The organism is Brenneria rubrifaciens, from assembly GCF_005484945.1.
Taxonomy (GTDB): Bacteria; Pseudomonadota; Gammaproteobacteria; order Enterobacterales; family Enterobacteriaceae; genus Brenneria; species Brenneria rubrifaciens.
Map to the genome: position 1 here is coordinate 2,527,874 of NZ_CP034035.1, position 20,891 is coordinate 2,548,764.

At 50.4% G+C, this 20,891-nt stretch carries 20 protein-coding genes, 1 tRNA gene and 4 pseudogenes; 16 read left to right on the top strand and 9 right to left on the bottom strand.

The genetic code is table 11. The features are described 5' to 3' along the window. Positions 1-26: 26 nt before the first annotated feature. Positions 27-230: pseudogene (locus tag EH207_RS11485) on the bottom strand (LysR substrate-binding domain-containing protein); the annotation flags it as partial. A 535-nt stretch (positions 231-765) separates the two neighbouring features. Here EH207_RS11485 and EH207_RS11490 point away from each other — a divergent pair. Continuing rightward, a tRNA-Asn gene (locus EH207_RS11490) sits at positions 766-841 on the top strand. A gap of 162 nt (positions 842-1,003) precedes the next feature. Beyond that, positions 1,004-1,369: pseudogene (locus tag EH207_RS11495) on the top strand (Arm DNA-binding domain-containing protein); the annotation flags it as partial. 39 nt (positions 1,370-1,408) lie between these two features. On the opposite strand, the pseudogene EH207_RS11500 reads toward EH207_RS11495, so the two are convergent. Further along, positions 1,409-1,893: pseudogene (locus tag EH207_RS11500) on the bottom strand (ArdC-like ssDNA-binding domain-containing protein); the annotation flags it as partial. 373 nt (positions 1,894-2,266) lie between these two features. On the opposite strand from EH207_RS11500, the pseudogene EH207_RS11505 reads away from it, so the two are divergent. Continuing rightward, positions 2,267-2,407, top strand: a pseudogene (locus EH207_RS11505) (zinc-binding dehydrogenase); the annotation flags it as partial. Between the two features lie 67 nt (positions 2,408-2,474). Here EH207_RS11505 and istB read toward each other — a convergent pair. Further along, positions 2,475-3,269 carry an IS21-like element helper ATPase IstB gene (istB, locus tag EH207_RS11510; RefSeq protein WP_137712891.1) on the bottom strand — a complete coding sequence of 265 codons (795 nt, stop codon included), beginning with the start codon at positions 3,267-3,269 and terminating at the stop codon, positions 2,475-2,477. Further along, a complete protein-coding gene (gene istA / locus EH207_RS11515; protein WP_009113448.1) occupies positions 3,269-4,441 on the bottom strand; it encodes an IS21 family transposase in 1,173 nt (390 codons plus the stop codon). Before istA ends, istB begins: the two co-directional genes overlap by 1 nt. Before the next feature lie 65 nt (positions 4,442-4,506). Between istA and EH207_RS11520 the strand changes: the two genes are divergently transcribed. From EH207_RS11520 to EH207_RS18520, 4 genes are all read left to right on the top strand, one after another. Next, positions 4,507-4,917: a zinc-binding dehydrogenase gene (locus EH207_RS11520; protein ID WP_246048882.1), complete on the top strand. Its 411-nt coding sequence runs from the start codon at positions 4,507-4,509 to the stop codon at positions 4,915-4,917. A 114-nt stretch (positions 4,918-5,031) separates the two neighbouring features. After that, positions 5,032-5,190: a hypothetical protein gene (locus tag EH207_RS18395; RefSeq protein ID WP_246048883.1), complete on the top strand. Its 159-nt coding sequence runs from the start codon at positions 5,032-5,034 to the stop codon at positions 5,188-5,190. A gap of 9 nt (positions 5,191-5,199) precedes the next feature. Further along, the gene (locus EH207_RS18515) at positions 5,200-5,538 is read left to right on the top strand and encodes a pyridoxal-phosphate dependent enzyme (protein WP_281279122.1); all 339 of its coding nucleotides are present in this window, start codon (positions 5,200-5,202) and stop codon (positions 5,536-5,538) included. Continuing rightward, complete coding sequence (locus tag EH207_RS18520) at positions 5,448-5,753, top strand: pyridoxal-phosphate dependent enzyme (RefSeq protein ID WP_281279123.1); 306 nt, start codon at positions 5,448-5,450, stop codon at positions 5,751-5,753. The genes EH207_RS18515 and EH207_RS18520 overlap by 91 nt, the downstream gene beginning before the upstream one ends. A gap of 521 nt (positions 5,754-6,274) precedes the next feature. Here EH207_RS18520 and EH207_RS11530 read toward each other — a convergent pair. Further along, a complete protein-coding gene (locus EH207_RS11530) occupies positions 6,275-7,516 on the bottom strand; it encodes an MFS transporter (RefSeq protein ID WP_137714112.1) in 1,242 nt (413 codons plus the stop codon). Between the two features lie 408 nt (positions 7,517-7,924). Between EH207_RS11530 and EH207_RS11535 the strand changes: the two genes are divergently transcribed. Further along, positions 7,925-9,148, top strand: a complete 1,224-nt coding sequence (locus EH207_RS11535) for a radical SAM protein (RefSeq protein ID WP_137714113.1) — start codon at positions 7,925-7,927, stop codon at positions 9,146-9,148. 487 nt (positions 9,149-9,635) lie between these two features. Here EH207_RS11535 and EH207_RS11540 read toward each other — a convergent pair whose 3' ends face one another. Further along, complete coding sequence (locus EH207_RS11540) at positions 9,636-10,025, bottom strand: hypothetical protein (RefSeq protein WP_217496086.1); 390 nt, start codon at positions 10,023-10,025, stop codon at positions 9,636-9,638. Between the two features lie 132 nt (positions 10,026-10,157). Continuing rightward, entirely contained in the window at positions 10,158-10,364 is a 207-nt protein-coding gene (locus EH207_RS11545) for a transposase (protein WP_137714115.1), read from the bottom strand. A 410-nt stretch (positions 10,365-10,774) separates the two neighbouring features. Here EH207_RS11545 and EH207_RS11550 point away from each other — a divergent pair, with 410 nt between their 5' ends. The 3 genes from EH207_RS11550 to EH207_RS18150 all read left to right on the top strand — a co-directional run bounded on the left by EH207_RS11550 (position 10,775) and on the right by EH207_RS18150 (position 12,435). Beyond that, a complete protein-coding gene (locus tag EH207_RS11550; protein ID WP_137714116.1) occupies positions 10,775-11,440 on the top strand; it encodes a DUF3313 domain-containing protein in 666 nt (221 codons plus the stop codon). A 342-nt stretch (positions 11,441-11,782) separates the two neighbouring features. Continuing rightward, positions 11,783-12,196: a paraquat-inducible protein A gene (locus EH207_RS11555; protein WP_137714117.1), complete on the top strand. Its 414-nt coding sequence runs from the start codon at positions 11,783-11,785 to the stop codon at positions 12,194-12,196. Further along, positions 12,175-12,435 (top strand): ABC-type transport auxiliary lipoprotein family protein, encoded by a 261-nt coding sequence (locus EH207_RS18150; protein WP_175413670.1) that lies wholly within the window; start codon positions 12,175-12,177, stop codon positions 12,433-12,435. Before EH207_RS11555 ends, EH207_RS18150 begins: the two co-directional genes overlap by 22 nt. Positions 12,436-12,717: 282 nt before the next feature. On the opposite strand, the gene EH207_RS11565 is transcribed toward EH207_RS18150, so the two are convergent. Continuing rightward, positions 12,718-13,338 carry a TetR/AcrR family transcriptional regulator gene (locus EH207_RS11565; RefSeq protein WP_137714119.1) on the bottom strand — a complete coding sequence of 207 codons (621 nt, stop codon included), beginning with the start codon at positions 13,336-13,338 and terminating at the stop codon, positions 12,718-12,720. Positions 13,339-14,223: 885 nt separating this feature from the next. Between EH207_RS11565 and EH207_RS11570 the strand changes: the two genes are divergently transcribed. From EH207_RS11570 to EH207_RS11580, 3 genes are all read left to right on the top strand, one after another. Then, the gene (locus tag EH207_RS11570) at positions 14,224-15,699 is read left to right on the top strand and encodes a Sapep family Mn(2+)-dependent dipeptidase (RefSeq protein WP_137714120.1); all 1,476 of its coding nucleotides are present in this window, start codon (positions 14,224-14,226) and stop codon (positions 15,697-15,699) included. A 242-nt stretch (positions 15,700-15,941) separates the two neighbouring features. Further along, positions 15,942-17,309: a pyridoxal-phosphate dependent enzyme gene (locus EH207_RS11575; RefSeq protein WP_137714121.1), complete on the top strand. Its 1,368-nt coding sequence runs from the start codon at positions 15,942-15,944 to the stop codon at positions 17,307-17,309. Between the two features lie 52 nt (positions 17,310-17,361). Beyond that, positions 17,362-18,507 carry a trans-sulfuration enzyme family protein gene (locus EH207_RS11580; RefSeq protein WP_137714122.1) on the top strand — a complete coding sequence of 382 codons (1,146 nt, stop codon included), beginning with the start codon at positions 17,362-17,364 and terminating at the stop codon, positions 18,505-18,507. A 195-nt stretch (positions 18,508-18,702) separates the two neighbouring features. On the opposite strand, the gene EH207_RS11585 is transcribed toward EH207_RS11580, so the two are convergent. Beyond that, on the bottom strand, positions 18,703-19,791 hold the full coding sequence (locus EH207_RS11585) for an NADH:flavin oxidoreductase/NADH oxidase (protein ID WP_137714123.1): 1,089 nt from the start codon (positions 19,789-19,791) through the stop codon (positions 18,703-18,705). An 87-nt stretch (positions 19,792-19,878) separates the two neighbouring features. Between EH207_RS11585 and EH207_RS11590 the strand changes: the two genes are divergently transcribed. Together EH207_RS11590 and EH207_RS11595 are read left to right on the top strand one after the other, a co-directional pair. Then, a complete protein-coding gene (locus EH207_RS11590) occupies positions 19,879-20,181 on the top strand; it encodes an ArsR/SmtB family transcription factor (protein ID WP_137714124.1) in 303 nt (100 codons plus the stop codon). 107 nt (positions 20,182-20,288) lie between these two features. Continuing rightward, positions 20,289-20,774: a YehS family protein gene (locus EH207_RS11595; RefSeq protein ID WP_137714125.1), complete on the top strand. Its 486-nt coding sequence runs from the start codon at positions 20,289-20,291 to the stop codon at positions 20,772-20,774. The last annotated feature ends 117 nt before the right edge of the window (positions 20,775-20,891 follow it).

The following is a 20,891-nucleotide window of genomic DNA, read 5'->3' on the forward strand; positions in this document are numbered from 1 at the left end:
CCCATTGCTATCCCGCCGCTTTCGGATTAATGCTGTAACGCTTTCATATCTCGCCAGAATTTTTCTGACGCCATATTCAGCCTGGCATGCAGTCGGTAAAGGTATACCCCCATGCTCAATACCGCGCTTGCCCTATCAAGAATCACCAGTTCATGACCTTCCAGCTCTTCTTTACTGGAATAGTCCGGCAACCATGCAATGCCATAACCGCTTTTGGTCATTCGCTTCATGAAGACTGTGAAATATTTTTTCTCGGCGGCGCGAGTAAAACGGCGTTACTCCTCCAGCGCGATAAAATCGTAAAGCCACTTTGTCTCAATATGATTCAGCATGATGTTTCACTCGTTTTATTCTGGATCACCAAATCAAGGCAACGGCAGAGAACTATATTGACGCGACGGAAGAACTGCTCAAGAAAACGGTTTAGTGGTATTTTTCTCATGATCACCAACGCGACATCATCGTCTGAAAAACCTAATCGCAGCCGGTATCTCCTCACTCATTTGAATAGCAGAAAGGTGATACGGATATTAGAAATATAATACTCAGGTGATCGGTCAATACTCATCCGTTGCATGAGCATGAGCATGAGCATGAGCATCGTCCATGATTCCATCCTGATGGTGGTCATACTGACCATTTATTGTCAGCCATTGCAAAAAATCTCGACAGATTGCACATTCTCTCACCGAACTGTTCAAAATTATCGTTTCCGCCTTTGACATGCGCTACATGCCCCGTTATGATGCGCCCCGTTCACACGATTCCTCTGTAGTTCAGTCGGTAGAACGGCGGACTGTTAATCCGTATGTCACTGGTTCGAGTCCAGTCAGAGGAGCCATTTTCCTGTTTTCATGCATCCTTACGAATCCCTATTTGTACATTAATTCAACAGGTTAGCGTGAAAATCCTTCCCGATGCGTTTCTAGTTTTCCCTGCGCATCGGGAAAAAATGGTGGTCAGATTTGGGGTCAAGTTGGTTCGATGACGGAGTGACCCCCAAATGTCTCTTAACGACTCAAAAATCCGCAACTTAAAATCATCCGCTAAACCCTTCAAAGTTTCCGATTCTCACGGCCTGTACCTTTTGGTCAATCCCGGCGGTTCACGTCTCTGGTATCTCAAATATCGTATCGACGGCAAAGAGTCCCGTCTCGGTTTAGGCGCTTATCCTAATGTATCGCTGGCCGATGCCCGGCAACAGCGTGACGGCATCCGCAAGATGCTGGCGCAGAATATCAATCCGGCGCAACAACGTGCCGCTGAGCAGGCAGCGCGTTCACCGGTTAAGAATTTCAAGACTGTGGCGCTGGGTTGGCATAAAAGCAATAAAACATGGTCGGAGAACCATGCCGCCCGCCTGCTTGCTAAATAACTTATATGGACACCGACCCAGAGCAAGTACGGGCAGACCGTCGATCTGCTCAACGTTAAAAATGATGAATGTTTTCAGCATCGGGATATATTCGATTTCCCCGGCATCGTTTTCCTTCTCCTGCGTGGAATAGAAAATAGCGGTTGTGCCCTGCTCCCCTTTGCGCGCCTGCCCGCCTTCCGCTTGCGCCTGCTTGTCGGTCATCAATCGTGAGTCGCTGAATCCCTGTTCTGACGCACTGCACCACAGCAACATGATATTCATCCCGCTGTAAGAAGCGCCAGTCGCTTAATTTGAAGGTAATCCTGACATGCCAGCCCCCGCAGCCACGGTCAAGACCACGTCTTAACGCCTGCTTCAAGTGCAGAAATGATGTTGTCAGTGACGGTCTGATAAATATTGGTTTGGGTTATGGAAAATTTCGTTTTTGAGGCGCCTGACTACTCCAGCGGGGATACGCTGGTCGCCGCTGCGATGTTAGGAGAGCTTGTTCGGGTGGTATGCAGGGAAATCGTCATGGTTTTTTTTCCGTCAGTGGTGTGATTTTCGTCTTCGTATCGCCTGACAGTTCGCTTTACCGGCATCGTTCTGGCCCGCAAGGGCGCAGCATGCGTGCTATTTCCCCTTGCGGGGGCGGGTTGTGCCAGGAAACGATTAACCGGAAGCAGATACGGGAACGGAAAGCACACCGGAGAAAAAACTGCCCCTGTATAGCCGGACTTACCGCCCCTTGCTCCGCAGCGGTGAAAAATAGATTGGTGGTAATGCGTCGCGGATTGGCACTGACAGGAACTTCGTGTTGGTGCTAGCAAGCTTTCCTGCCGGGCGAGACAATCCTGCTAACCGGGGCGGTTTGTTCTTTAAATTGTCTCGTTCCGGCATCAATCACAACTGCTGGTCCAGGGAACCGGCGGAGTGGCACTGGCAGGGCTCCAACTGGCGAGCGCTATTGGTGCGGAAGTGACCGTTATCTCAGGTAGTGAAGAGAAACTACGGCGTGCAAAGGCGCTCGGGGCATCAGGTCTGATTAATACCCGCCTTATGTCAACGCTAGGATTGTTGGCCGTTTTTCGCCATTTTTAATGTCCGCTATTGGTCATTAATGTTGCCCACTTTCCGCCATTTCATCATCACTGATTGGCGTGGCGTTTTTTGCCAGCACTCCGGCTTTGCGTTTTTCCTTTAACCGGTAGCTTTCTCCTTTGATGTTCAGTGTGGTTGAGTGGTGTAGCAGCCGATCCAGGATTGCCGTTGCCAGCACGTTATCGCCGAACATCTCTCCCCAGTCGGCGAACCCTTTATTTGACGTCAGTACGATACTTGCTTTCTCATACCGACGGTTCAGCAACCGGAAGAACAGACTGGCCTCCTCGCGGGTCATTGGCAGATAGCCTATCTCATCCAGTATCAGCACCCGGGCGTAACCAAGCTGCTGTAGCTGTTTTTCCAGCCGGTTTTCCTGCTTTGCCTTCATAAGTGTGGCGATCAGCTTATCCAGTGGCATGAACAGCACCCGGTGACCAGCATCAGCCGCTTTTACCCCGAGTGCTACTGCCAGGTGGGTTTTACCCACACCTGGCGGCCCCAGCAGGATCACGTTCTCGCTGCGCTCCACGAACGCCAGCCCGGCCAGTTCCCGGACGATCTTACGATCTATACCTGGCTGGAAGCCGAAGTCGAACTGCTCCAGCGTTTTGACCCACGGGAACCGTGCCTGTTTTAGCCGAGACTCCATACCTCGCTGATGTCTCCCGTTCCATTCCTGTTGCAGCGCCATACACAGGAACTCGCGGTAGTTCAGCTCTTTTTTGGCCGCCAGCTCCAGCAGGCTTTCGACGTGGTAGCCCAGATGTTCCATTTTCAGACGACCCAGCAGTGCCTCCAGTTCGTGCATCACAACAGCTCCTCATACGCACTTAGCGGGCGATGTTCCACCTGACTGACCTGCTGCCAGAGCGGGGCGTGATGCTCCGGCACGGTCTGCCAGCCGGATGAAGCCGAACAGAGCCGGTGCGATGCCATCTGCTGCTCATTACTGTAGATCCGCAGCTCATCATCCAGCGAGATCCGTATTGAGACCGGCTGACCACAAAGGCTTTCCGGTACGCTGTAACGGTTTCCGCCAACCTCGATATAGCCATCCCAGGAGACATGGCGGATATCGAAGTAGCTGGTATCGAAGTCAGTATCCGGTAACGGCTGAAGATGCTCCTGTTCCTGCGTGAAGCGCTGTTCCGGTGTCTGCCTGAACTGGCGAAGTTCCCGTCGGTCAGCAACGTCAGCCATCCACTGCTCCAGTAACTGATTAACATGGGCGAAGCTGTCGAACCGGCGGTACCGGACGAAGAAGTTCTCCTTGAGGTATTTCACCATCCGTTCCACCTTACCTTTGGTTCTGGCCCTTCGCGGGCGGCAGGCCCGTGGCAGGAAGCCATAGTGGTCGGCCAGCAGCAGGAACCCGGAGTTGAACACCACTTTCCCGTTGTTATTTTTCAGCACCGCGGCTTTCTGATTATCGACCAGCACGGTTTTCACGCTGCCGCCGAAGTAGCGGAAGGCGCGAACCAGAGACTCATAGGTATGCTCAGCATCCTGCTTTGGTGCGGCGAAGACATGGAAGCGGCGGGAGAACCCCAGCGTGTTAACCGCGAAGCTAACTTTGCATCGTTGTCCGGCAACCTCAGCCTCAATTTCCCCCCAGTCATGCTGGAGCTGGTAGCCGGGCTGGGTTTCGAAGCGAACTGTTTTCTTCGATGGCCGCATCTTACGTTTGGGCTGGATGTAGTAACGCAACATGGAGCGGCCGCCGGTATAACCCATCGTTTTGATTTCCGCGAGGATGACCTCGCCGTTCCAGACGTTCTCTGCCAGACGCATGTCGATATAGTCCATGAACGGCCTGAGTTTAGCCATTTTGTGGCGTGTTTTTCTGGCCGGAGGTTCCGGGTATTTCAGGTACCGTCTGACGGTTCGCTCAGAACAACCCACCTGAGTGGCAATATCGACAATATACGCACCCTGCTGGCGCATTTGCTTTATCATGTAAAAGTCCTCTCTGCTCAGCATGCTGATGTCCTTTCTGGTGTGAGAACCTCAAGGAAACAACATGTTGGGTGGAGCGGACAAGCCAAATGGTGAATTACCGTCTTATATCACTGGCGCTGACACTTACACCGGAATGGTCGTTACAGGCTGCTGAGCTGTCCGGGGGGCATGGATTTGATCATATCCTGGAGCTTATTGGCGGGGATAATCTGCGCCAGTCTGCGTATGCCCTTGCCCCGGAAGGTCAGATTGCTCAGATTGGTTTCCTTAGAGGCAGTGAGATGGTGCTTCCTGCCGTCTCCCAGATGCTTAAAAGAGCGGTTATCCAAGGGATTACCGTGGGTCACCGACGGGCTCTTGAAGATTTATGTCAGGCTGTTGACCGCCATCAGATCAAACCCGTGATTGATAAAGTATATGATTTTTCCGACGCGAGAGCAGCCTTCACGCATCTGGAGAGAGGTGCATTCGGGAAAATCGTCATCCGAATCAGTTAATTATCTGGGGCATAAAAAGAAAAAGTTTACTATCACCTATAACGTGCAGGGGGATCTTGTCCCCCTTATTTCTCATGTCCTTTTTACCAGACCACTTTCATAAGAGACATACTGATGGCTACTTACATTACTCTGTCTTCAATTATCACCGCTGCCGAAAGGATTAAAAATTCGGTCATTCGTACCCCCATGGTTTTGTCTCCGGGATTGCCGGATATGCTGGGAAGAAAGGTTTTTCTGAAACTGGAGAATTTACAGACTGGCGGCTCTTAAAGCCCGGGAGTGCTTAACCTGCTTTCCGTTTTCACCGGCGATCTGAAAGATTACCGGTTCACTGCCGTCAGTGGCGGTAACTTCGGTATCGCAGTAGCAGATGCCGCAAAAGCGCTTGATGTAAACGTGACCGTCATTATACCAAAAACTGCCCCGGCCTCATCAGTTGAAAAAATATGCTATTTGGGTAGCACAGTGCTTATCGAAGAAGATGTCAGTTCCGCGTTTGAACGGGCCAGGAAACTTGCAGAACAGGGATGCCATGTCATGATGACTGTAGCGATACACTTGTCGCGGAAGGATATGGAACCCTTGGACGCGAACTTATTGAGGATTGTCCTTCATTAATCGATGTATTTGTTGCGGTGGGCGGCGGTGCAATGCTGGCTGGCATCGCGACGGTACTGAAATCCCGTAACCCACACATTCGGATATTGGGGGTGAAAACCATGGGTGCCAGTTCAATGTATCAGGCATCAAAAGCAGGAAAGCCAGTGAACGTGGACATCACCTCCGCGATTTCAACCCTTGGCGCTCCTGTGATTGATTGCCTGATGCTGTAATACGCCCAACGCTACCTTAAGAAGGCCATCATCGTGTCGGATAGCGACGCCTTACAAGGCATGATTTCATTCGACGAGAAAGCCAGACAATGGGTTGAACCCGCAACCGGGACACTCATGCCAGCAGCGCTCTCTGTTATCCCCCAGCGTCTCAAAGACACGGTCATTGGACTTATCATATGTGGAAGTAACATTACACACGCGGAGATGAATGTATGGGTAAAAAATTCTGATGTTAGTTAAATTTCGTCATAAAAAAACGAATACAGATATTCGTCAGATTGCTGACGAACCCCATGTTTTAACGTAGGGTTCTGTTTTATGAGCGATTGATGCGGGGAAGGTTCTCTGAGCATGGCGGTCAGTCCGTTTTTTGCACTGACCTTAATTAGATCATAGTCTGAAGCCCTATCAGTTTGCACTGATAGGGCTTTTTATTTTATCCGGCAATACGGAAGCGTTATCACCGAGGCGTTTGCACATATATTCCTTAATAATAAAAAAATTGCTAAGGTAAGCTTTCAATCTCTGGATAACATCGCCATTGCTTCCTCTGGTTTCGCGGAAAGAAACCCTCTTACTCCCTTGTTAGAAACAATCGCCAGCATACCGGCGAAAGATAACATAGAGAGAACCAAGAATATATTATACACACCCAATGCATCCATTAATCCACCAAATATAATCATTGCTAGTGGCATATTAATCATAGCAAAAAACATAAGATTCGATAAAACTCTTGTCCGCAGCTCTTTAGGTAAGTTAACCATTAATAACGAATCAACAGTTACATTTATCCAGTTTCTGGACAGACCAATGATAAATTGCCCTATAAACAATACCATAACATGACGATATACACCCACCATTAATAATGACAGAAAAAAAAGAGTGGATGAAAAATATACAATATATTTATTGTCAAATATTTTCTTTAAATAAGGAAGACATAAGGACCCCAATATAACTCCACCTCCCATACTTGTCGTCAAAAAACCGACAAAAAGCGGGGGAAGTCCATTTATTTCCTTTATGATATAAGGAAATGCCAGTGTCATTGGAGCAAAGGCAATACCTATAATAAGACTATATATAAAAAACCCAGAGACAACAGGATTTTGGATTGTATATTTGAAGCCATCTTTAACATCATTCATCCAGGTTGAAACATTGACGCCGGAATTTTCACTTTGTGTTGAATAATTTATCATCATACAAAGAAGGAATGCCAGAAGCAAACATACAGAAAGAAACAAAAAAGAATTTGCCACGCCTAAAAATGTGACCATCGAACCGCCGAGCGCCCCACCCAATATAGACATAACGGAATTTATTCTTTGTGTAATATTTATACCATCTGGAATTTTACTTTCTGAAACCAGATGAGGAAGTATCCCTATAGAACCAGAGTTAAAAATTATTTTCCCGGTCGTCGACAACATTTCAAATGCAATCAACACAGCGATATTCATTTCCCCAACCATAAAGATAACTGCAACGATGAGATAACTGACAAACTGTATAGCCAATCCATATTGCAGTAATCTTTTCTTATTGAATCGGTCACCCAGAGGGGCAACTAATGGTTGCGATAATGCTGAAATGATCAACGGAGGAACAATAACATAGGACACATATATCATTTTTTGATACTCACCCAAAATCCACCAGATAACGGCGATGGATGATGCACTATATCCCAGCGCGGTGGCTATTTGCCCACATCTGTAGATCCAAAAATCTCTGCCAAGTCTGCTGTTCATTTGCCACCTCGAACTCCGCCGGAAATCAATGTCAGGTATCACAACATAAAACAAATTGTACGTTTTGTGATCAAAATCAACAAACCCACACAGCTTATATGGATTATAGGTGTCGCGCATTAGTTCGCGCATTGAAATAGTTCTGGAACTATCATCTAGTTTAACTTAACCAAACAGTGAAACGTGAGGTAGTAAGAATGAACGTACTTTCAAAAATCCTTAAGATGTGTGTATCACCTGTCCGGCACTTCGGTGTACATAACGGGCTCAACGGACACCTGGTAGATAGTGCTGATACTGGTCCTATCGGGGGTTAAGTGAAAGCTTAACTTACGTTGTGTACAGACCAGGGCTCAGGTCCTGGTCTTATGTCCTTGATTTTATCGACATGATGCTCAGGTGGTTCATATGCAATTAACAGAAAAATATAATTCACCGCATCGGTTACATCTGGAAACAACGAAGCGCTGCAATCTGCTTTGCGAACATTGTTATATTTCAGCCTCAGATAACTTTGAACATCACAAATTAAGTCAACTCAAAAAAACAATTTTTGCGACTGCTCAAAAAGGAGCCACGCGCATTACTTTTACTGGGGGCGAATTTTTAATGCACCCGGACAGTAAAGAACTTATTGAATATGCCATCTCAAATGGATATCGCAACATATATTTTATAACCAATGGTATTTACCTGAGAAAAAACATTCTCGATTGGCTTGCCCATTTGAAAGTTAAAGAAACCCTAAAATCCCTGTTCCGGACCATAACAGGCAAAACGAGTCCTCTGACAATTGGACTAGGAATTAGTCTTGATGGACTTGAGGGTAATGCCCTAATCAGAAAATATAAAAATGGTAAATCCGTCAGCCATGAAAAAATTTTAGAAAAAATAAAACTTGCCACTCAATATGGGTTATACGTGACTGTAAACACAACAATCTGCAATGCAGTGACAGCAAAAGAATTATATTCGTTATATAGAAAACTACTGGAACTTAAAGTTGACAGATGGCAGGTTGACCAAGTGTTCATGAGCGGGAGAAGCACTACAAGCCACGCAGTGCAGGATAAAGAAGAATGGCTTGATATTGCCAAAGAATCATATTACCAAATTATAAGGGATTATCTTGCTACTTACCCTCGTCATACAAAAATGCGTCTTGAGATCGTTCAGCTTTTTCGATCTTCAATACTGAATAATGGTTTTAAAATTATCTCCAGCGATGCCTATCATCCCTGTTCATATCAATTCGGAAGCATAATTGTTGAAGGTGGAAGCAAGGTCAGATTTTGCCCGTCACTCAGATATAAAGGTGATGTCATTTTCAATAATGAAGAAAAAGAGATAACCCGTGTTTCATATAATGAGAACGAAGAATTTAAAATCTTCTCGAAAATAACGATACATGATCTTCCCTGCAAAGATTGCAGATATAAATTCATTGCACATGGCGGATGCAGAGGAAATAGTGTTTCTTATAGCAATGGGTTATTTTCAAAAGATCCTGTATGTTGTGCGCTGGCTCCATTTCTGGAGGAAAGAATAATCCCTCTCCTGCCTTGTGAAATACAAAAACAGTATAAAAATGCTATTTTTAATGAAGGAAAAACGCCAGAGAATATTCTTTAGAAAAGACAGATTAATAATGCTGCCCGATTGTGGGTTGAATTTGTCCTTCGAGTATGGAGCAGTGGTAGCCAGCTATTTTCTGAAACGTAAAAACGTCATGGCTGAGGCTGAGGCTGAGGCTGAGGCTGAGGCTGAGGCTGAGGCTGAGCACCGTTGTGTGTGAGCACGGTAGCTGTCAACGAAGTTGACACCCTGATTCGTTTTTACGCTACAGATTCAAGCTCGGTATTTGGCTTGTTTGAATACTGGCTTGTCTGGATTCAACATCACTACATCGACCCGTTGCCATTGTCAGCATAAAGCACTAACGGGTGTCGTTAACACCGTTCGCCCAATACGGTGCGGTGCAGCAGCGCGGCGCCCTGCTCGTCGTTTTCCTCTTCATAAACCTCGTAACCGACGATTCTCGGCTGAAAATATCTTCTGTCAGATACAGATAAAACTAGCGGCCACGAACCCTGGAGGCCAGCCAGGTGATGTCCCACGTCTACACCTGGCATCGTTTAACAGCCTGATAGCGGGTGGGTTTATTCCCCTTTAGCGGTGCGCGGCTACGGCCCCGGTGATGCACTTGATCCTGTCGCCGCAGTACCCGGTAAAACGTCGATTCATTGGCCAGATAGAGGCCCTTGTCCCCCAGCCGTGGCACGATCTGCGCCGGCGGCAGGCTGGCATATTCCGGCTCGTGATAGACCGTGACTATCTGATGCTCTTCTTCGGCGCTCAGTTTATTGGCCGGTACCGGGCGTACTGCCGGGGGGCGACGGTCTTCAACCTGGTCATTCCAGCGCCGCCAGGTGCACAGGCTTAACCCCACCTTGCGACAGGCGGGAAGCAGACGTGTACCGGCGCTCATGGCTTCACGTATCCACCGCATCAGTTGCACGCGTTCGTGAGCGGGGGTCAGTCGCCCCCGTCCTCCTCGCCGTAAAACCGATTCAGCTTTTTTCTCAGGATCAGCAAGGCTGCGCCTCCGCCAGGGCTTTTTCCTTGCGGACCAGTTCCCGTTTCAGCCCTTTGATGTCTTTTGAACCTGTTTTTGCGATTGCCTTGTATCGGTTTGTGGTGTCTGGAGAAAATCCTGTTTCCACTGGGCTATTTGTTCAGGGTAAAGCCCTTTGCGACGGCAATACTCACTGCGTGTGGCGGTTTCAACGATGACCGCAAAGCGGGCTTCAGTCGACCATTGGTCGGTGTTTTTAATGGCTCCTGGCACCAGCCTTCCCCTCATCTTGGTTTGGCCAATGATAAAGGGTAGCTTCCGAAATCCCTTCCCTGAGTGCAAGTGCGGTAACGGTCATGTTTTAAGGAGGAGGTAATTTAGCCAATACAGCGCCCTTACATTCCGGTGAATAACCTTTCATATCAGGCTCCGGCCCCTATTGGAATTTTTAGTGTGGGTGTCAACTACCCTGCCGGAAGGGGGGAATTAAACAAAATAATACATTTCCTTGACACCTGATGGATATCAATGCAAAACTAAACCGTACAGTCCTGTTTTGTTGTTTTTATGTACTCATCTACCGTAGGCATATGATTTTCTCCCCAGTAGATGATGAAATAATTTCGATGACACAGGGTTTTATATTGATATCGGTGTTTTTTTCTTCATACAGGATATTTCACATGTTCACATTCTCTCAGGTCTCTCGTTCTGTGGTTCTGACTCTGGCGGTTGTGGCGTTGGCAGGCTGTGCCGGAACGCCCCCTGCGCACTATTCAGGCATCAGCTCCTCAACTCAATTGAAACCGAACACAGACGACAAATCAGATCGTATTCCTTACCGTTATTCCACCGCCGTGGACTGGAAGAAATACACCAACATCATCATTGAACCCGTAACGATCTATCAAGGGGCTGATAACCAGTTTGGCGACATCCCACAGGAAGATCGGCAGGCACTGGCAACCTACATGAGAGAGACGTTCAGTAAAAATCTAAGCCCGCGTTTCAAGGAGGTCAGTACCGCCTCGCCAGACACGCTCCGGCTGAAGCTGACGCTTACCGGGGCTGAAACCACAACCCAGTTTGCTGGCACCTTTACTAAATTCGATCTGGCTGGCGGCCCCTACAACATCGTGCAGTCAATCCGTGGAAAAGAAGGGTTGCTTGACGGTTCTGTAAACTATGCTGTTGAAATTTATGATGCCGCAAGCAACCAGTTGCTTAATGCCTATGTAGCCAAACAGTATCCGAACGCCATGAACGTTGGCGCTACCATTGGATCACTGAGCGCTGCGGAAGTGGGACTCGATAAAGGAGCCGAAGAACTGGTCGAGATGCTGAAATAAGTCAGCCGCTGGTGATACGCATCACATCATGCGACGCAAATATGCGACACAAATAGAAAAGCTTAGCCTTGTTAGCGCATAACAACCGTGGCAGGTAACCAGTTACCCATACTGGTTGCCTGCTGTTCTTTTCTTATTAAGACTTTCTCAGATTGACACGATGAAAACATGTCCCCATCTGGTGGTCTGCTCGCACTGTGACCGCTATACCGATACCGGGTGCACAACGCGGGGGAAGCCGCGCGTTGCGAATGTTGTCTGGCGGTTCTGTATCGTTCAGGCCGGTTTGACACCGAGTACTTGCTCTGACCATAAACGTTAACGGCCGCTGTTGTTTTTTTTATGGCTAACGTTTACCCGGATACCAGCGTTAGCTTTCATTCAGTACAGCACGCCGCGACGGTGTGGCAGGCGGCGATGGCCCATGCGGACGGGGCGACGTTCCCGTTGGCGATATGCCGGGTATTTTTGCTGATTCCCCCCCCCTTTTTGCAGATTATCCTCTTCGGGTGGGTAGCATTTTTCGCGCCAAACGACCAATGCGAGCCAGGCTTTATCTGCAAAATGAAACTGCTTATGTGGCTGCGCCCCTGGATCATGACCGATATCGGGATATTGGGTTTTCTGATGGCGGCAATGACGCTTTCCGGCTTTCTACAGGTTATTCCGCGGCCTGCCGACGTGCCTGCACAGCTCGACATACCGCAAATCGTGATACAAGCGGCGCTATCGTTGTGGATAATGAACGCGGGTTAAGTCCGCTGAACGATGGAATCCGAACGTCATTATCCACAGAGTTGATTAAACGGCTGGACACTCAGTATGTCTCCGGGCTGGCGCGAACAGAGGAAATACCGGTAATCAGAATTTTGGTTCAGCTTCGGCGCTTTGATACCTGGCCGGGTCGGTTTGTTAAATTTGAAGCAGACTGGAGCCTGAACCTGATGGACGGTGAAAAACACGCGCGGCTGTTTATGCCGCAGCCAACTCACTGAGAATACGCCTGGTGGCAACACCAACCTGTTTATTGCCCAGCAACGGGTGATCCCCTAATTGCCTTAACAGCACGCCAGTGGGCAAATGACGGCAAGGAACGCTGTAACTTGTAAACACGATAAATGGGTACGGCGTATTAGCATCGGTCGGTTGCTGCCTGCGGGTGCTAATACGCCAGCCCCCTCGGAACCCACAATGTCGGCCTCGCGGCGGATCAGATCTTCAAAACGCCGCTGTTTAAAAACAGCTATTCGATAAAGTGTTGTACAAAATCCCGTTGATTAGGGACGGGGCCCGGCACCGGCGATAAACATATCAACCGCGTTACTCACCATTTCACGAATCCGTGGCAGGCTAATCGGTTCAAGATGACGCTGAAAGACGCGGCCGTCGATCTCCGCAGTTAAAAGTGACAGGAACTGTACCGCCTTCAGGGAGGGATCGTCTTTGCGCAACGTTTTCTTTTCCATCGCCTCCGCCATCAGTTCAGACAGTTTCTCAATATTCTCTTTTGGCCCGGCTTCATAAAACAGCGTACCGATATCTGAATGCCCTGCCTCCGCCACCACCATGCGGTAAATCGCCATTGCGCTGCTTTCATTGGTCAATACAAATAAAATTCGCTCACCAAAGCGGGTGAGTAAATCCTTAAGCGTTTCAGTTGAACGATCCTCAGCAATCAGTTCTTGCGTCGCTTCAGAAAGATGCATCGTTGCATGTTCCCTAACAACGGCAATAAACAGTTCTTCCTTGGTGGAAAAATAGCCATACAGCGTCGCTTTAGAACCACCCACCCGTTTCGCCAGCTCATTCATGGATGCACGTTCATAACCCATCTCCTGAAAAAGTTGAGCGGCGGTCTGCACGATGGCATCACGGCGCGCTTTCGTTCGTACCTTCATCACATCTCCTGCGCGTCAAATCTGACGCAAATAAAAAGAAAAATATTTCCTGTCACACGTATTTTTTGTCATATAGAGCGTATCAAAAACAGGGAGTGGTAGCCGAATACTTTATTGGGTGAGGCATCGCGGATACACCCATCGTGTGATAGATGCCTTCTTCGGACTTATCGCAACCGGTGAACATTGCATTATCCATCACGAAGAAGGCGAAATGTTTTGGCAAGACGCCAAAATCAGGTGAGATGACTGCCTAATGAAATACAACCACTTAACATAAATGCAGACACCACGCAGCACAGCAAAAATAATTTTTTCATAACATCTCCTGAGGTATCGCGGATACCGGAAAGTTGACGAAGAAATGGGTTAAAACAACGAAACGCAGCCAGTTAGCATAAACGCCGACACAATGCAGCTAATCAGATAAACGCTTTTCATATCATCTCCTGGGACTTGGCAAGTATTAATCGAAGCGAGTTTATTAATAAACCGTACGGTTTAGTTTTACACCAAGCAATCCCAATCGTCAAGGTAGCGACAACCTTTCATGTCTATATGAAGAAATAAATCCGCCGTCTCAGGTGTTATGTATCCGCTGTAGAGCGGCGTTTATGCCGGAGGCCGGGCCGATAACGGCAGGTTTTTTCCCTCTATTCTCCTGAACGAAATGCGTTGCGCGCCAAAAAAAACAAGTAACATATTAATAATATTTAAGAGTTATTATATATAATTGAAGCGATACGAAAAAAAAATGTTGTAATTATTTGTCAAAACTCGAAATTTATATAAGACTCGCTGCTGCTACGCCTATCCCTAGCTTTAAGCAAGCTAATATATTCAGTCCGGGGATTAATATTATCTTTTCATTTCAAGGAGGAACTGATGTCCACATCCCTTACCACACTGGAAAAGGCCCTATTACCCAAAATCGAATGTTGGCTCGCCGCCCATCGCGAATCGATGATCGACGAACTGGCGAAGTGGGTTGAGGTCCCCAGCGTCAGCCGTCCCGATCTCGCACAGCCGGGAGCGCCTTTCGGTCCCGACTGCGCCAAAATGCTGCAAGTGGCCCTGTCGCTGGCCGAACAGTCCGGATTCCGCACAGAGCAGCATGAGGGCTATGCAGGATCTGTGATTTATGGCAACCATTGTGAAGATATTGGCTTGATCAATCATCTTGACGTGGTGCCGGCAGGCGAGAACTGGTCTTATCCGCCGTTTACGCTGACCCGCCAAGATGATTTTCTGATTGGCCGCGGCGTATTCGACAATAAAGGTTCTGCTATCATGAACCTGTATTTGCTGAAACTGTTCCGTGATCTGGCGATACCGTTGCAACACAATCTGCGTCTCGTTTACGGAATGGCGGAAGAAACCGATATGGCCGATCTCATCTGGTTCGCTAAAAATGGACCGGTGCCTCGCCTCTCTCTCGTCACCGACGGTTCGTTTCCGGTGAACTATGCGCAAAAAGGACAAATCGCGTTTCGCATGAACGTTGCGGATGCTGGTAAGCTCTCTGCCTTCAGCGCCGGTAATGCGGGCAACACGATTCCGGCGACGGCGCAAATCACCCTCACCGGCGTAGAGGGCGATCTGAATGGCGATACGCTGAGCGGTCTCGGTGCAGGACGCGTCACGTTTACCCGTGACGAACGCGGCCTGACCTTGCAGGCTCAGGGGATTGCCGGTCATGCCGCGTTCCCCGAGGGCACGCTCAGCGCCGCTGTCGTCCTGCTGGATGCTCTGCTTGAACTGAACCTCCTGCCGGAACCGGAACGAACACTTGCGAAAAACCTGCAACAGTTGTTCGCCTCCCCTTACGGCGAGGGAGCCGGGATTGGGCTGGAAGACGTGCCGTCCGGCAAGCTGACGCTGAACGCAGGCATCTGGCAGTCCGATACCTCCGGTACGCTGACCATTACCGGCGACATCCGCTATCCGGTGACACTGAACGGGCAAACCATTATGACAACGCTAGGTGACCACCTCGCGCAGCTCGCCGCCGGCATTGAACTGCTTCCCAATTGGCGAGATATCCCGCCATTTTATCTGCCGGAAGATGATAAGGCCCGTCAGGTGCTGCAACAGGCTTGGCATGACGTCACCGGACGCAGCGACCCCGCCTATTCCATGGGCGGCGTCACCCATTCCAAAGTACTGCCGCGCGCTATCACTTTCGGCCCTATCTTTCCGCCTAGCGAGACGAAAATCCCGGACTCGCCGCCTGCCGGGAATAGCCTTCCCCACGTCGCTAACGAAATGGTCCACCTGCCGACGTTGCTGGCTGGCATGCCAATATACGTCATCGCGCTGATCCGGCTGGATGCCGAACTGTCCGCACAGCAAAACGGATAGCGGAAAGCTTAAGTAAGCTGTTCCATGCGTCAATTCATCGGGCACCACTCTATTTGTACGAATAGGTGGTGCCTTTTTCGTCAGAGGGATATACGTCCACACCGCTACGCTTCCATACATTTTTACGGCAATTAGAATATTATATTAAATAATCGCATATCTATTGGTGATTTATTTCGTTCATATGCCATTTTCGCAGATCTAATATAGCCCTACGATTCTCGCCGAAAAGTGAAAGATAGATGGAATCCCATACCTCCGTTCTCGACTTCATAGGCCATACACCGCTGTTGGAACTTACCCATTTTGATACCGGACCGTGCCGCCTGTTCGTAAAACTGGAAAACCAGAATCCCGGCGGTTCGATTAAAGATCGGGTGGCCTTGTCCATGATTGAACATGCTGAACGTCAGGGCTGGCTGCAACCCGGCGGAACCATCATTGAAGCAACCGCCGGCAATACTGGTCTGGGGCTGGCGCTGGTGGCCGCGCTGAAAGGCTACCGGCTGGTGTTGGTGGTGCCGGATAAGATGAGCCGGGAGAAAATATTTCACCTGCGGGCGCTGGGCGCGGAAGTACGGCTGACTCGTTCCGATGTCGCCAAAGGACACCCGGACTATTATCAGGATTATGCCCGCCGTCTGGCTAGCGAAACGCCAGGCGCCTATTACATCGACCAGTTCAATAACCCGGCTAATCTGGCGGCGCATTACCACACCACGGCCCCGGAACTGTGGCGGCAAATGGATCGTCAAATCGACGCGATTACGGTTGGCGTCGGTTCCGGCGGCACGCTGGGCGGTCTCAGCCGCTACTTTGCCGAAGTCTCACCGCAGACCGCGTTTATACTGGCAGATCCGGCCGGTTCGATCCTCTCCGACCACGTGCAGCGCGGCAGCTATGGCGAAGCCGGAAGCTGGCTGGTGGAAGGCATCGGGGAGGATTTCGTTCCCGAACTGGCCGATTTCAGTCGGATTCAACACGCTTACGCCATCGGAGACGCCGAATCTTTCCATACCGCCCGCGAACTGCTGCGTAAAGAGGGCGTGTTGGCCGGTTCCTCCAGCGGCACGCTGCTGGCGGCCGCGCTGCGCTATTGCCGCGAACAGACGGAACCGAAGCGAGTGGCGACGTTGATCTGCGATAGCGGCAATAAATACCTGTCAAAGATGTTCAACGATTACTGGATGATTGAGCAGGGGCTGATTAAACGCCCCCCGCACGGCGATCTGCGTGATTTGATTGCCTACCGTCACGACGAGGGCGCCACGGTTTCCGTCGCGCCCGATGATACGCTCAGTATCGTTCATGCCCGTATGCGCTTATACGACATCTCCCAGTTGCCGGTGCTGGAGGATCAGCGCGTGGTCGGCGTGATTGACGAATGGGACCTGCTTAATAGCCTGAAGAACAATCGGCAACATTTCTCGCTCACCGCCCGTGAGGCCATGTCCCGGCAGGTCGAAACCCTGCCTAAAGAGGCGTCGCACGAGGCGTTACTCGCTATTTTCGATCGCGGTTATGTGGCGGTTATTCTCGATGGCGAGCGTTTTCTCGGTCTGATTACCCGAACCGATATCCTGAATCATTGGCGGCAAACGCTACGTTAATGATATTCCCGCTCCCGCCCGCCTTTTTTCGATTTTGTATAAGGAGTTCTGTATGCCGCAATTTGATACCCAGACGGTTCACGCCGGTTACACCCCGGACAGCACCGGCGCGGTAATGCCCGCCATTTACGCAACCTCCACGTTTGCTCAGCCAGCGCCGGGCGAACCTACCGGCTATGAGTATTCGCGTAGCGGCAACCCTACTCGTGCTGCTCTTGAAGCGGCTATCGCCGAACTGGAAGGCGGCCTGCAAGGTTTTGCCTTCGCCTCCGGGCTGGCGGCCAGCGCCACCATCCTCGAACTGCTCGATCAGGGCAGTCATATCGTGGCGGTGGACGACCTCTATGGCGGCACCTGGCGTCTGCTGGAAAACGTGCGCAAACGTACTGCCGGACTACAGGTTACCTATGCCAACCCCGCTGACCTCCACGCTGTGGAGCAGGCCATTACCCCGAAAACCCGTCTGATCTGGGTGGAAACGCCAACCAATCCGCTGCTGAAACTGGCGGATTTGGCGGCTATCGCAGACCTCGCCAGAAAGCACCGGTTGATCAGCGTCGCGGATAACACCTTTGCCTCCCCTGCTCTCCAGCGGCCGTTGGATCTGGGGTTCGATATCGTTATCCATTCCGCGACCAAATATCTTAATGGACATTCGGACGTGATTGCGGGTCTGGCGGTCATCGGTCGCGACCGGGAACTGGCGGCGCAACTCGCCTATCTGCAAAATGCCGTTGGGGGAATTCTCGATCCGTTCAGCAGTTTCCTGACCCTGCGCGGCATTCGGACACTGGCATTGCGGAGTGCGCGACACAGCGAAAGCGCTGGAGAGATTGCGCAATGGCTCGAACAACAGCCACAGGTGGAACAGGTTTATTACCCCGGCCTGCCGTCGCATCCACAATACAGGCTGGCGCAAAAACAAATGAGCGGCTTTGGCGGCATGATTTCCGTCCGGCTTAAAGGGGATGAATATTTTGCCCGCGAGGTCATTAAACGAACGCGCCTGTTTACGCTGGCAGAAAGTCTGGGCGGGGTTGAAAGCCTGATTAGTCAGCCGTTTGCCATGACACACGCCTCAGTTCCGCTGGAAAAACGGTTACAAAAAGGCATCACGCCGCAGCTATTACGTTTATCCGTCGGCATCGAGAACGTGCAGGATCTGATCGAGGATTTAGGTCAGGCGCTGAATGCCTGAAGGAAACGCATAACACACGTAAACCCGCTATTTTTCCCTGGGCGCAAAAGAGGCGGGGTCGGGAGAGACTTCAGGATGAGCCGCACGGATGCGGCTCAAGCCAATGACCTGCCGAGAGGATGATTGCCTATGGACAGTCGTTCACTCGCGACCTTACGACGTTATCAATACATTGCCGATAACAGACCATCAGAATTAATACCTTTCAAGCCAATGCGCGTAAGGCGCCGGCAGCGTCCATGAGGCGCGTTCGATCCCCAGTTCGCGGGCGGCATAATAGCTCCAGTGCGGATTGGCCAGATGTGATTTCCCCACCATCACCAGATCCAACTGACCGGATTTTACCGCCTGTTCAGCGAGTTCAGGGGTGCCGAATCCCCAGGCTGAGGACACCGGAATCGCCGCCTCCCGGCGAACCTGCTGGGCAATCGGCCCCAGAAAAGCGGGAGCCCAGGGGATGTTGGCGTCCGGCGTAGAAAAACCAATGCTGACGCTGAGCATATCAAGCCCGTTCTGTTTGAAACGGCGCGTCAGCTCAATGGACTCCCGCAAGGTTTCCTCATCACGCCCATCGAACTCAATCACGCCAAAGCGCGCGGTCAGCGGTAAATGTTCCGGCCAGACTTCACGTACCGCAGCCAGCGTTTCCAGCAGAAAACGGCAGCGGTTATCGAAGCTGCCGCCATATTGATCGCTGCGCTGGTTGGCATGTACCGAGAAGAAGCTCTGACCCAGATAGCCGTGGGCAAAATGCAGTTCAAGCCATTCAAACCCGGCCTCACGCGCCCGCCGCGCCGCCGCCACAAAGTCCTGACGCACCCGCGTAATATCTTCCAGCGTCATTTCCCGTGGCGTTTTGGACAGATTGCCGCCGAAAGGGATTGCGGAAGGAGAGATCGTCGGCCAGCCGTGTGCATCCCCGGCGGCGATATGATCATCGCCTTCCCACGGAATGTTGGCGCTGGCTTTACGACCTGCGTGAGCAATCTGAATACCCGGCACTGAACCGGCGGCTTTGATGGCGCTGACCACGGGCACAAATGCCTGTGCCAGTTCATCATTCCAGATACCGGCACAGCGTGGCGTGATACGGCCTTCAGGCGCGACGGCAGTGGCTTCAACAATCACCAGTCCGGCGCCGCCTCGCGCCAGAGAGGTGTAATGCGTCTGATGCCAGTCGTTGATCAGGCCTTCATTAGCGGAATACATGCACATCGGAGGAACCGCGATACGGTTACGCAGCGCAACGTCTTTCAGTTTGAAGGGTTGAAATAGTGCTGACATGATATTTCCTCAAGGGTTGGGTTACTTCTATACTTCGATATTAATCGAACAATGGATTTTAAACAACCGACTCATTATAATTCCTGCATGAGACCTTTTAAGCACCCGACGACCGACGAGTTCATCCTTGAACGCGTACTTTACGCCTTGAGCGATCCCGTGCGCATGGAGATCGTCCGGCATCTGGCGCTGCTCGGCGAAGCCACCTGTGGCGAGCTGGATGGCGGCCGCCCCAAATCCAGCGTTTCTCACCACTTTCGGGTACTGCGTGACGCGGGCCTGATTCACACCACCAATGTCGGCACGACCCATATGAACCAATTACGCCACGTTGAAATGGAAGCGCGCTTTCCGGGATTGCTGGCGGCGATCCTGTCGCAAAAAGCGTGATACATTAAACATAACCCAGTTAACTATTCCAGTTTCAGAGAGTTACTTTGCCTATCTATGATTATAGTCCACCCTCATTTTCCATTACCCCACCTTGAAGAGTCACAATGATGAACAACGATGTGCTGCGTAGCGTACGCTATATGCTGAACTTAAATAACGATCACCTGCTGGCGATCCTGGCGCTGGTGGAAATGACCGTGCCGGCCCAGCAACTGGCAAGCTATGTGAAAAAAGAAGATGAACCTGGCTACCAGCCGTGTCCCGACATTGTGATGAGCTATTTTCTCAACGGCCTGATTCTGCAAAAACGCGGCAAAAGCGAAAACCAGCCCGCGCTCCAGGTCGAGCGTAAAATCACCAATAACATCATCCTGAAAAAACTGCGCGTCGCGTTCTCGCTGAAAACCACGGATATTCAGGAAATACTGGCCGCCCAGAATTTCAGAGTCTCTCAGCCGGAACTGACGGCCATGATGCGCTCGCCGGATCATAAAAATTACCGCGCCTGTGGCGATCAAATCCTGCGCTACTTTCTGAAAGGGTTAACCGCACGGGTTCGTCAGGTCAAATCGCCGCACAAGGTAAGCTGATGACGGTATTGCCGGAGGGTGCTCATTTCCGCGCGGTAGCCGCGCAGAAAACGCAGCCAGAGGGATTACGCCAGCGCTATCAGCGCATTTTTAACCACGTTTTTTCTGAACCCATAT

Excerpts from the sequence above, each read along its gene's own strand:
- istB (WP_137712891.1), bottom strand. The coding sequence starts at position 3,269 with ATGCACGAACTGGAGGCACTGCTGGGTCGTCTGAAAATGGAACATCTG.
- istA (WP_009113448.1), bottom strand. The coding sequence starts at position 4,441 with ATGCTGAGCAGAGAGGACTTTTACATGATAAAGCAAATGCGCCAGCAG.
- EH207_RS11520 (WP_246048882.1), top strand. The coding sequence starts at position 4,507 with ATGGTGAATTACCGTCTTATATCACTGGCGCTGACACTTACACCGGAA.
- EH207_RS18395 (WP_246048883.1), top strand. The coding sequence starts at position 5,032 with ATGGCTACTTACATTACTCTGTCTTCAATTATCACCGCTGCCGAAAGG.
- EH207_RS18520 (WP_281279123.1), top strand. The coding sequence starts at position 5,448 with ATGCCATGTCATGATGACTGTAGCGATACACTTGTCGCGGAAGGATAT.
- EH207_RS11530 (WP_137714112.1), bottom strand. The coding sequence starts at position 7,516 with ATGAACAGCAGACTTGGCAGAGATTTTTGGATCTACAGATGTGGGCAA.
- EH207_RS11535 (WP_137714113.1), top strand. The coding sequence starts at position 7,925 with ATGCAATTAACAGAAAAATATAATTCACCGCATCGGTTACATCTGGAA.
- EH207_RS11540 (WP_217496086.1), bottom strand. The coding sequence starts at position 10,025 with ATGCGGTGGATACGTGAAGCCATGAGCGCCGGTACACGTCTGCTTCCC.
- EH207_RS11550 (WP_137714116.1), top strand. The coding sequence starts at position 10,775 with ATGTTCACATTCTCTCAGGTCTCTCGTTCTGTGGTTCTGACTCTGGCG.
- EH207_RS11555 (WP_137714117.1), top strand. The coding sequence starts at position 11,783 with ATGGCTAACGTTTACCCGGATACCAGCGTTAGCTTTCATTCAGTACAG.
- EH207_RS11565 (WP_137714119.1), bottom strand. The coding sequence starts at position 13,338 with ATGAAGGTACGAACGAAAGCGCGCCGTGATGCCATCGTGCAGACCGCC.
- EH207_RS11570 (WP_137714120.1), top strand. The coding sequence starts at position 14,224 with ATGTCCACATCCCTTACCACACTGGAAAAGGCCCTATTACCCAAAATC.
- EH207_RS11575 (WP_137714121.1), top strand. The coding sequence starts at position 15,942 with ATGGAATCCCATACCTCCGTTCTCGACTTCATAGGCCATACACCGCTG.
- EH207_RS11580 (WP_137714122.1), top strand. The coding sequence starts at position 17,362 with ATGCCGCAATTTGATACCCAGACGGTTCACGCCGGTTACACCCCGGAC.
- EH207_RS11585 (WP_137714123.1), bottom strand. The coding sequence starts at position 19,791 with ATGTCAGCACTATTTCAACCCTTCAAACTGAAAGACGTTGCGCTGCGT.
- EH207_RS11590 (WP_137714124.1), top strand. The coding sequence starts at position 19,879 with ATGAGACCTTTTAAGCACCCGACGACCGACGAGTTCATCCTTGAACGC.
- EH207_RS11595 (WP_137714125.1), top strand. The coding sequence starts at position 20,289 with ATGATGAACAACGATGTGCTGCGTAGCGTACGCTATATGCTGAACTTA.